The sequence below is a fragment of the candidate division WOR-3 bacterium genome (assembly GCA_016926475.1).
In the GTDB taxonomy this organism is placed as follows: domain Bacteria; phylum SDB-A; class SDB-A; order SDB-A; family SDB-A; genus JAFGIG01.
The window spans coordinates 1-6829 of the sequence record JAFGON010000063.1; the positions used below are offsets into that span (position 1 = coordinate 1).

Sequence of the window (6829 nt, forward strand, 5' to 3'; positions counted from 1 at the left end):
AGACGACCTTTTCTTTCTAATACAAGCTTTTTCCGAGTCTGGAATGAAATCAAACGATTTCTATTTTCTTGAAGAACTTCTGGAGCTTTTTGAAAAAGAAAAAAACCCTCCGAATACACTCATGGTATTTTTGAAAAGAACACTCGAAAAAAAAGAGGAAGTTGAGCTTCACTGGGAAACTCCCAAGTGATACGACTTCAATCCGCTGGAAACGTATCTTCTAAAGAGGAGTTTAAGGGCGAAGTTTGATATAAAGAGGCGGTCTGTGGACCGCCTCTTGAGGTTTCACTGAACTTTGATCAAAATTTTCGAATCGTTACGGTCGGGTGATGTCAGCTCGACCCTGTATATTCCAGCCGAAACTTCTCTTCCGGAATCGTCTTTTCCGTCCCACGCAAAGGACGTGTTGGAATCCAGCTCTCTGTTCACAGCGATTGTCCTTACAGTTCTGCCGCTAACGTCGAATATTCTGAGGGAGACAGATGAAGCGGAGGATATTTGGACCGGGATGAAAGCTGTTCCGACGAACGGGTTGGGGTAAAAATCACCTAAACCGAAAATATCAGACAGGACGGGAGAGGAAGGCGTCTCCTCGACTGCGTTGAGTCCTGAAATGTCTATCTTGTTGCTCTGGTGGATGTATTTAGGGGATCCGTGAGTCTGAAGCCATACGGCAAAATAAATTGCGCCTTCTTCGTAGTTCCACCATGTAGTGTCCAACGTGAAAGGAATTGATACTTCGAGGGTTTCAGGGTAAGTTCCGGAAAACGTGACAGTAGTTCCGTTGTAATTTGGGCACATCCTTCGCATGGGGTAATGAAAATCCGAGAAATATCCATGGGGGTAGGGCACTACTTTTGAAACTGCCGCGAAGTGCAACCTGAAAGGTCCGGTGCCGATGGAAGCTTCAAGGATAAGAGTGGCTCTTACATTACCGGAATGCGTCGAAGGGTCGAAATCACCGTCAAGAAAAATGTTCAGATAACAAGGTCTGGTCATCGCCGAAGTAAAAGCGCTTTGAAGATTCGGGTTGGCTGGGTAGAAATTTACATATCCATCCATAAAGGCGTCTGGGACTCCGCTCACACCGTAAAAAGCCTGCCTCCCCTCGTGGTCTGTGTTGTTGAATGGATCAGAAGACGAAACGTGGTATTTAAGGGCAGTGATACTATCGCCCTTGCCTTCAATGAATGAGTTCTGCTGACCAGCATACTGAGCGCAGTAGCCTCAATATGAATAACCGTGGATCTCCAGAAGAGGTCTTCTCACGGCAGAAAAGATAGGACTGGAAAAAAACAGGACTCCCAGAGATAAAAATACAAAAATTTTCTTTATCGGAGGTCTCCTTGATAAAAAGTCAAATTGATTTTAACGAATGTTAGAAAAAAAAGCAAACAAAAAATAATAAAACTGTAAGCCTCGATTATAGGAGAGATGTTTTGCAATTAGAGTTATATAACATTTTTATAGTTGATTGTTTATGTGTTGGGGTGTGTTTTGAAGAGAGGAAATGCGAAATTAAACGGCTTTTGGCAATAGGATTTCAGACGGCATAAAATTCAATAAATATAGATTTTAAAATACTACACGGGGATTTTAAGGAAACATTTATTGAGAAAGGCGGCTTGAGCCGCCTTTCTATCAGAGAATTTTAGCGCCGTTGAAAGTGACTGATTTGAGAAGGTCCTCGGCTTTTCTAACGGCGCTCTGTGGCAGAGGCGCGTACAGGAGGGGTTCCGCGTGGCTCTGACCGTCGTGTATCATCCACCAGATCAAATTTACTGTTTCTCTCGCAGTCTCCATTGATCTGCCGGAGTAATTCTGTTCCTGGTATAGAAGTATCCATGTGAAACCGCTTATAGGATATCCTTCTTCGGCTTCTGTGTCTGTGATGGAGACTTTCATGTCGGGCGGCATATCTACGTTGGCGGCGGCGCTCACCGTTTCAATACTGGGGTATACATACCTTCCGCTTTTGTTTTGAATTGTGGCGACAGGCATGTCGTTTGAAAGCGCGTATATCAATTCTACGTAGCCAATGGAACCTGGAGTGGACTGAACCAGACCCGCAACGCCTGGGTTTTGATTTCCGGCGAGACCAACCGGCCAATCCAACGATTTTCCGCAACCGACTCTTGACGCCCAGTCTGTGCTGACTTTTGTCAGGTAATCGCTGAAAATGTATGTGGTTCCGCTTCCATCCGCTCTGTGTACTACGACTATTTCGGTGTTTGGAAGTTCTACGCCAGAGTTTATGGTTTGAATTGCGGGGTCGTTCCATTTTGTTATTTCACCGAGAAATATCTGGGCTATCACTTCGGAGGTCAGTTTAAGGTTGGGATTGCCAGGAAGGTTATATGTTATGACTACAGCTCCGAGACAAGTCGGTATATGAAGTACGTTTCCGCCGGCTTTTTCAATTTCTGAATCCTTCATCGGTGCATCCGACCCGGCAAAATCTACGGTCTTTTCAATCAGTTGGTTTATGCCGCCTCCCGAACCTACGGGATTGTAGTTTACCTGATTGCCGGTAAGAGAATGGTAAGTGTCAAAAGCTTTGGCGTAAAAAGGATAAGGGAATGACGCTCCAGCAGCTTTTAAATCCACCGCTGAAATAGCCGAAGTCAAAACAACGCTTCCAGCAAATAACAATGTCAAAAATTTCTTCACAATTCCTCCTTTTGTTTTATTGCTAAGAATTTAAAGAGAAATCGTTATTTTAAAATAAATTCAATATTAAAATTTAGTTAAAATGGATTGGAAAATTCGGATTTTTGAAAAGGAATAAATATATACAAGCGAAAAGCATATTGTAGAACGGCAATTTGCAGAACTGAAAAATTTATTCCAGATTTCTTCCTATTTGAAACTTGATACCTGTTGGGGTAGGAAGGTTTCTAATCCTGTTTAAAAAAAAGGAAACCCATAATTCGATTGAAAACGAATATTTATCAAGATTGTACCCAATGCCGGGAGATAAATTGAAAAGGAAAAGAAATTTTCTTTTTTAAGAATCAGAGATCTGATTTCACAGAATCAGAGATCTGATTTCACAGAATCAGAGGCCTGATTTCAGAATCAGAGGGATAATTGCCGCAAAACCGGCGCCTATTTGAGGCTTAAAATTCACCTCGCCGAAATTCTTTATCAGACCCGCGTCAAAAGCGAAGGGATTACCTTTTGCTGGTATCACATAAGCGTCTATTTGCGCGGAAATATCATCTTGCAGAAAACGAGTGTAACCCAAGCCGATCAGCAACTCACCGCTCAAGACAACTGAAATCTCTACCCGGTTTAAGTCTTGAGAAAAAATAGCCGAGCAGAAGAGAAAAGAAATAATCGAATACTTAAGCATTTTTGGATTTGAACCTGTACCACAACAGAGCTGTTCCGCTTGAAACAAGAGGCAGGGGTATGAGCGAATACATTAAAATTCTTGTGTACAGATCTAATCTTGACCAACCCCTGAAGAATATCAAAAGAGTGGCTGAGAAGACTAGAAATAGAATTCCTCCTGCTCCAGGGAATTTTTTCGAAAAGAAAGAAATGAGAAAGATCAGGACAAAAGGGACGGATTCTATCAGAGCGACGAAACTCAGGCCGTGAGATAGGATTACGAACAATAGCCAGAAAAATGAAAAGAAATACCCAATCCACTGCGCTGTAGGAACAGCGCCATAATCCATATAAAGGCTTGCCAATAGTTTTACCACAAACGGAACAATCATCAGCATGTAAAATTGAGGAGGAGGGTTCAGTCCTTTGGAGATATACTCCCTGTTTATCGTCAGAAGAAGAAGCAAAATAAATACATAAAATGTTATGTGGCTTGATAAGTGGCTTATCGCTATCTGTCTCTCATCTACGACATTTTTTCTTTTAAACTCCAAGATCAAAGGAGATATGAAGACGACGGAAACAGAGACAACGAAAAACCAGTAGGGAAGTGATGTGGCTAAAAATAATGTTATAATTATAAAGATTAGCCAAATATTTCTCAAAGTACTCTCGGGAATTTTCATTTTGACCTCTCTTTTTTAATCATTTTCTTCAAGAAAAAAAAGGGATTCTACATCAGCCTCTAAAATTTTTGATATCTTCAGAGCGAGTTTTACAGATGGATTAAAGGAGCCCTTTTCTATTGCTATAATCGTCTGTCTTGTCACCCCGGCTTTTTCTGCTAATTCTCTTTGTGTCATGTCGTCTTTTATCAATCGAAAAAGCTTTATTTTGTTTATCATGTTATAAATGTAAATTATTGTTTACTTTTTGTCAAGTATTATTTGCTTGTGCCGTGCTGAAAAATAGAAATATAATTTGAAATAATGTTCTAACTATGATATAAAGCAGAATGCCCAGAACAGTTAGACTAGAGCTGCCAAAATCTCTCTATCTTGTCGAGGCTAGGGGAAACAGAAATCTGCCGATTTTCTGCGAAGAGGAAGAAAAAAATAGATTTCTTACAAAACTTGCTGAATACAAGGAAAAATACGATTTTTCACTCTACGCTTACTCTTTGAGGGATGAATCTTTTCAACTTTTGTTGGAGACCGGGCTTGTCCCACTGTCGAGAGTGATGCAAGGCGTTATGCAATCTTTCACCCAGTGGGTAAACAAAAAACATAAGACTTCAGGGCATCTCTTCGGAAGCAGGTACAAGTCAATTTTATGCGATAAAAACTCTTTTTTTACCGACCTGATAAGTTACGTCAATTCCTGCGGTGAAAACAACGGCAAAAAGCAGTTTTGTTTGAGCTCAAAAGGCGAATATTTGTCGGCTGAAAAGCGTTTACTCGTCGATTTCGACAAAATCCTGAAATATTTGAATTGCGGTGAAGAGGAATTGGTTGCGCGAATAAACCGCGTGCCAACCGAAAGTTTTAGGGTTAAACTTGAAAAAAGCAGGCAAATTTTTGGAGGGGATGGTTTCTTTGAAAATGTCAAATACTCTTCGGGGAAAAAAAACGCAGTTGAAAGACAAAAAGACAAAACTCTTGAAGAAACCGCTCAGATGACAGAAAAGCTGACGGGAATAGACAAAGAAGCACTTTTAGGGTCCAGGCGAAGAAAGGATATAGTAAGGGCTAGGGCTCTTTTTGTCAAATTGTCTCTATTTTTCACCAAGAGCAAAAAAAAGGAAATCGCCTTTTATTTGGACCGAGTACCGAGAAACATACCTTATCTCGAACGCAAAATCAGCGAAACAAAATTCGAAGAATACCTCAGGCGCTTATGAAGGGCAGGTTTTTGGCAAACAAAAAAAGCTCAATTTGAAAGGTGATAAGAGAGGGAATTTTGAAGAAAAATTCAACGGAATGGACCAGAAATTCTGCTTTCTTATTTATAATACTCTTCGGCGTAGTAAGCCTTTTCGCCGACATGAATTATGAGGGAGGGAGAAGCGTCGTCGGGCAGTATCTCAAGCTACTCGGCTCAAGCGCATTTGCGCTCGGAATTGCAGCCGGCGTTGGAGAATTTGCCGGATACGCACTGAGGTTTGTCTCCGGAACAATAGCCGACAAGACCAGAAAATACTGGGTAATAATAATTGTTGGATACGCTATTCAGCTTTGTTCTCTTCCAGCACTCGCTTTTCTCGACAGCTGGCAGCTTGCGGTGGCTTTTTTGTTTTTTGAAAGAGTTGGTAAAGCTATCAGAAAACCCGCACACGACGCTGTCCTTTCTTTCGCGGCGAAAAGAACAGGCAGAGGCTTTGGTTTCGGCCTTCACGAAGCGATGGATCAAATAGGAGCGTTTCTAGGGCCTGCGCTGTTTTCAGCACTTCTTCTGACAACGAGAAGCGAACTTGCTGTTTACAGAAAAGGACTCCTTTTTCTCTTCATACCGGCGGGAATAGTCATCGCGATCACAATATTCGCAAGTTTCTTGTTTCCGCATCCGGAAAAGTTCGAGATCAAATCAAAAAAACCCGAAATTTCGACAAAAGGATATTCACGTCATTATTGGATCATAGTAATTTCTGCGGGTCTTCTCGCAATGGGGATTACAGATTTTCCTTTGATAGGTCTTCACTTGAAAAATTTCGGAAGTTTTAAAGAAGCGATGATACCGCTTCTATACGCGGGGGCGATGGCAATAGACGCTGTGTCTGCGATTATTCTGGGAGTTTTATACGACAGGATCGGATTAAAAGTACTTGCGGTTCTTTTCATAGTTGAAGTATTCACAGCGCCGCTCGTTTTTTTGGGTTCTTTCTGGTTTATAATCGCGGGGATGTCTCTATGGGGGATCAGCGTCGGAACACAGGAGTCCATTCTCAAAGCTTCAATATCGGATCTCGTCCACCAAAACAGAAGAGCTCAAGCTTTTGGTCTTTTCAATATGATATTCGGAGCATTATGGTTTTTAGGCAGCGCTGTCATGGGTTTTCTATACGACAAAATCGGTTCTTCAGCGCTCGTTTTTTTTTCTGTCGCCGTTCAGTTTTCCGCCGCACTGTTCTTTATGACTATTTTCTTTAAAAGAAAAAATGCCGCTGTCAGTTGATAATTTTCTTTCTGAATTCATTTTTGTTTTAATTTTCTTGGTGTTAAGGGTATGAAGAGAATTGTAAAACAGGGTATCAAGCTGAAAATGATTATTTCATTGTCTAATGCGAAAACCCAAGAATTTTAAGACGGAAATACTCTTTGACGGGATAAGACAATAGAATCCTTTTTTGTCATGTAAAAAAAGTAAAAGAGGGAAAGGTTTTCCTTTCCCTCTTTTTATAAGGAATATTTCAGTTTACTATCGAGAACTTCTCAGAAACCGTTTTTCCAGGAACAGTCAGCAGCATTATGTAGTTGCCGGAAGTAACTCCGTCAGA

The 6829-nt window shown here is 41.1% G+C and carries 8 protein-coding genes; 3 read left to right on the top strand and 5 right to left on the bottom strand.

What is annotated here, in order from left to right; genetic code table 11:
* Positions 1 to 190, top strand: a 190-nt coding sequence (locus JXA84_06360; GenBank protein ID MBN1150827.1) for a hypothetical protein, incomplete at its 5' end; no start/stop codon positions are given.
* A 95-nt stretch (positions 191 to 285) separates the two neighbouring features.
* Here JXA84_06360 and JXA84_06365 read toward each other — a convergent pair.
* The 5 genes from JXA84_06365 to JXA84_06385 form a co-directional block, all read right to left on the bottom strand.
* Positions 286 to 1062: a T9SS type A sorting domain-containing protein gene (locus JXA84_06365; protein ID MBN1150828.1), complete on the bottom strand. Its 777-nt coding sequence runs from the start codon at positions 1060 to 1062 to the stop codon at positions 286 to 288.
* 579 nt (positions 1063 to 1641) lie between these two features.
* Positions 1642 to 2673, bottom strand: a complete 1032-nt coding sequence (gene pstS / locus JXA84_06370; GenBank protein ID MBN1150829.1) for a phosphate ABC transporter substrate-binding protein PstS — start codon at positions 2671 to 2673, stop codon at positions 1642 to 1644.
* A gap of 385 nt (positions 2674 to 3058) precedes the next feature.
* Positions 3059 to 3355, bottom strand: coding sequence for a hypothetical protein (locus JXA84_06375; GenBank protein ID MBN1150830.1), 297 nt, complete (start codon positions 3353 to 3355; stop codon positions 3059 to 3061).
* Entirely contained in the window at positions 3348 to 4022 is a 675-nt protein-coding gene (locus JXA84_06380; GenBank protein ID MBN1150831.1) for a hypothetical protein, read from the bottom strand. Before JXA84_06380 ends, JXA84_06375 begins: the two co-directional genes overlap by 8 nt.
* A gap of 15 nt (positions 4023 to 4037) precedes the next feature.
* On the bottom strand, positions 4038 to 4241 hold the full coding sequence (locus tag JXA84_06385) for a helix-turn-helix transcriptional regulator (GenBank protein MBN1150832.1): 204 nt from the start codon (positions 4239 to 4241) through the stop codon (positions 4038 to 4040).
* A 110-nt stretch (positions 4242 to 4351) separates the two neighbouring features.
* Here JXA84_06385 and JXA84_06390 point away from each other — a divergent pair, with 110 nt between their 5' ends.
* The gene (locus tag JXA84_06390; GenBank protein MBN1150833.1) at positions 4352 to 5236 is read left to right on the top strand and encodes a hypothetical protein; all 885 of its coding nucleotides are present in this window, start codon (positions 4352 to 4354) and stop codon (positions 5234 to 5236) included.
* A 143-nt stretch (positions 5237 to 5379) separates the two neighbouring features.
* A complete protein-coding gene (locus tag JXA84_06395; GenBank protein MBN1150834.1) occupies positions 5380 to 6507 on the top strand; it encodes an MFS transporter in 1128 nt (375 codons plus the stop codon).
* The last annotated feature ends 322 nt before the right edge of the window (positions 6508 to 6829 follow it).

Excerpts from the sequence above, each read along its gene's own strand:
- JXA84_06375 (MBN1150830.1), bottom strand. The coding sequence starts at position 3,355 with ATGCTTAAGTATTCGATTATTTCTTTTCTCTTCTGCTCGGCTATTTTT.
- JXA84_06365 (MBN1150828.1), bottom strand. The coding sequence starts at position 1,062 with ATGGATGGATATGTAAATTTCTACCCAGCCAACCCGAATCTTCAAAGC.
- JXA84_06380 (MBN1150831.1), bottom strand. The coding sequence starts at position 4,022 with ATGAAAATTCCCGAGAGTACTTTGAGAAATATTTGGCTAATCTTTATA.
- JXA84_06390 (MBN1150833.1), top strand. The coding sequence starts at position 4,352 with ATGCCCAGAACAGTTAGACTAGAGCTGCCAAAATCTCTCTATCTTGTC.
- JXA84_06395 (MBN1150834.1), top strand. The coding sequence starts at position 5,380 with ATGAATTATGAGGGAGGGAGAAGCGTCGTCGGGCAGTATCTCAAGCTA.
- JXA84_06385 (MBN1150832.1), bottom strand. The coding sequence starts at position 4,241 with ATGATAAACAAAATAAAGCTTTTTCGATTGATAAAAGACGACATGACA.